This window comes from Pseudomonas syringae (assembly GCF_021605415.1).
GTDB classification, from domain to species: domain Bacteria; phylum Pseudomonadota; class Gammaproteobacteria; order Pseudomonadales; family Pseudomonadaceae; genus Aquipseudomonas; species Aquipseudomonas syringae_S.
On the sequence record NZ_WKEQ01000077.1, the window covers coordinates 1 to 2,631 of the forward strand.

The window sequence follows — 2,631 nt, forward strand, 5'->3', positions numbered from 1 at the left end:
ATCCATTACAACGGTGTGTCTGCCGACAGCCCTTGCAAACGCCGGTATTGGCGCAGCACGCTGGGTACGTAACGCTGGGTTTCGGCGAAGGGCGGGATGATCCGGCCACGGCTCAATACCGCTTCGGGGCCAGCGTTGTAGGCCGCCACGGCGAGTGAGATGTCGTTGTCGAACATCGTCATCAAACGCTTGAGATAACGGGCTCCGCCCTGGATGTTGGCCTTGGGGTCGTAGACGTCATTGACCCCCAGCTCCCGCGCCGTGTCGGGCATCAACTGCATCAACCCGCCCGCGCCTTTGGGTGAAGTGGCGCCAGGGTTGTAACGGGACTCGGCGTTGATCACGGCGTGCAGCAACGCTTCGGGTAACTGGTTGGCGCTGGCAGCGGCCGAGACCAGTTCGGCGTAGGGCTGATCGGCGATCAATTGCGGCTGCTGATCGAGGCTGACGACGGCCGCTTGAGCTTCGTGGATCACCCGTTCGTAGTTGCGACCGGGCCGGTGAACGTTGGACAAAACGTAGTTGCCTTTGGTGTCCATCGAGACGAAGACATCGGCCTGGACAATGCCCATGGAGAGCAGGCAGCCGAGCAATCCGGCGGTGAGTGTTTTCATGGTGGGCCTCCCCTGACCGGCCTGAAAAAAATTGGGGGAAATGCCCCACTCACCGATCGTGAATCAGCCATACGCAAGCACTGTGCCGCTTCCTGAAACGCTTGTACTGCGTGGCTTTCAGCCGAATGAAGGGGTTCGAGCACGGTATTTGCACAGGGTCTCTCCAGCCACTCGACTGCCTTTGGCTGGAGGTCATCATGAAGGTGCTTTTGCGTTCCACCGCACGCGCCCAGCGCGGCTTTACCCTGTTGGAATTGCTGGTGGTGCTGGTGGTGCTCGGCCTCTTGGCCGGGATCGTCGCGCCCAAGTATTTCGCGCAGTTGGGCCGTTCCGAAGTGAAGGTCGCCAAGGCGCAGATCGAAGGCCTGAGCAAGGCGCTGGATCTGTATCGCCTGGAAGTCGGCCACTACCCGTCCACCGAGCAAGGCTTGCAATCGCTGGTCACTGCGCCGAGCGATGAAGCGAAATGGACGGGCCCGTATTTGCAGAAAAAACTGCCGCAGGATCCGTGGGGCCGTAATTACGCCTATCGCTATCCAGGGGAAAACAGCGAGTACGACCTGCTCTCGATGGGCAAGGACGGCCAGCCCGGCGGCGAAGGTGAAAACGCCGAAGTCACCAATTGGCAATAAGCGGAGCACAGGGCATGCGCTTTCAACTCAAAGCCGTGGGCAAAACCGGCGTGGTGTCACTGAGCGTCGAGGCGCCGGGGCAAATCGAGGCGCGGCGCATCGCCGAGGATCAGGGGTTGCGCGTGGTCAGCCTGCACGCCGAGCGTCATTGGCGTTCCCTGCGTCCGCGTCAACGGGAGACGTTCAACCTGGTGTTGTTCAGCCAGGAACTGACCACGCTGCTGAACGCCGGCCTACCGTTGATCGATGCACTGGAAAGCCTCGCCGAAAAAGAAACCGCCCCCGCTGCCCGCAAAACCTTGAGTGAGCTGGTGCGCTTGCTTTACGAGGGAAAATCGTTCTCTCAGGCGTTGGGCCAGTTGTCGGCGGTGTTCCCCCCGCTTTACGTGGCGCTGGTACAGTCCAGCGAGAAAACCGGCGCGGTCGGCGACGCGCTGGGCCGTTACGTCAGCTATCGCCAGCGCATGGACGAAGTGCGGCAGAAGATCGTCAGCGCTTCGATCTATCCGTTGCTGTTGCTCGTCGTTGGCGGTGGCGTGGTGTTGTTCTTGATGGGCTATGTGGTGCCGCGCTTCAGCCTGGTGTTCGAAGGACTGGGCTCGAACCTGCCATGGCTGTCGCAGATTCTGATGAGCAGCGGCATGTTTTTGCACGCGCATCAGCTTGAATTTTTCGGCGCACTGGCCGCCATCGTCATAGCCCTTGCCCTGCTGCAAAAGCAGCCGGCGTTCCGTCGCGCACTGGATCGGCTGGTGGAAAAACTGCCCGCGGTGCATCAACGCATTTTCATGTACGAACTGGCACGGTTCTATCGTTCATTGGGGATTCTGCTGCAAGGCGGGATTCCGCTCGTAACGGCAATGGGCATGGTGCGCGGCCTGCTCACGGTGCCGTCGCGGGTGCGCCTTGACCAGGCGTGCGAGCGCGTACGCGAAGGTCATTCGCTGTCCGCCGCGCTGGAGATCAATCATCTCGTGACCCCGGTGTCCCTGCGCCTGCTGCGTGCGGGTGAACAGTCCGGCAACCTGGGGCAAATGATGGAACGCAGCGCCGATTTCTACGACGAGGAAATCAGCCGCTGGATCGAGTGGTTCGTGCGCTTGTTCGAGCCGCTGCTCATGACCTTTATCGGCCTGTTGATCGGCGTGATCGTAATCCTGATGTACATCCCGATCTTCGAACTCGCCTCCAGCATTCACTGAGCCCGGGAACGGCTTGGATCTACCGCAACAAGGCTTTTACGTTCCCAATCAAGACAACAAGACGGAGAACGATATGCACATTAAAAAGCTCGTGCTCGCAATGGCGATCGGCGCAGTCCTGTCGGCGTCTACCGTACTGATTCCGGACAGCTTGTCCGGTGTGTCCAGTGTTCAGGCCAAGGA

Annotated in this window: 3 protein-coding genes; 2 read left to right on the top strand and 1 reads right to left on the bottom strand. The window is 60.3% G+C overall.

Annotation, left to right across the window (positions count from 1 at the left end; genetic code table 11):
- Positions 1–5: 5 nt before the first annotated feature.
- A complete protein-coding gene (locus GIW69_RS25990; protein WP_236485648.1) occupies positions 6–614 on the bottom strand; it encodes a lytic transglycosylase domain-containing protein in 609 nt (202 codons plus the stop codon).
- Between the two features lie 197 nt (positions 615–811).
- Here GIW69_RS25990 and gspG point away from each other — a divergent pair, with 197 nt between their 5' ends.
- The gene (gspG, locus tag GIW69_RS25995) at positions 812–1,246 is read left to right on the top strand and encodes a type II secretion system major pseudopilin GspG (RefSeq protein ID WP_236485649.1); all 435 of its coding nucleotides are present in this window, start codon (positions 812–814) and stop codon (positions 1,244–1,246) included.
- A 14-nt stretch (positions 1,247–1,260) separates the two neighbouring features.
- Positions 1,261–2,448 carry a type II secretion system F family protein gene (locus GIW69_RS26000; RefSeq protein WP_236485650.1) on the top strand — a complete coding sequence of 396 codons (1,188 nt, stop codon included), beginning with the start codon at positions 1,261–1,263 and terminating at the stop codon, positions 2,446–2,448.
- The last annotated feature ends 183 nt before the right edge of the window (positions 2,449–2,631 follow it).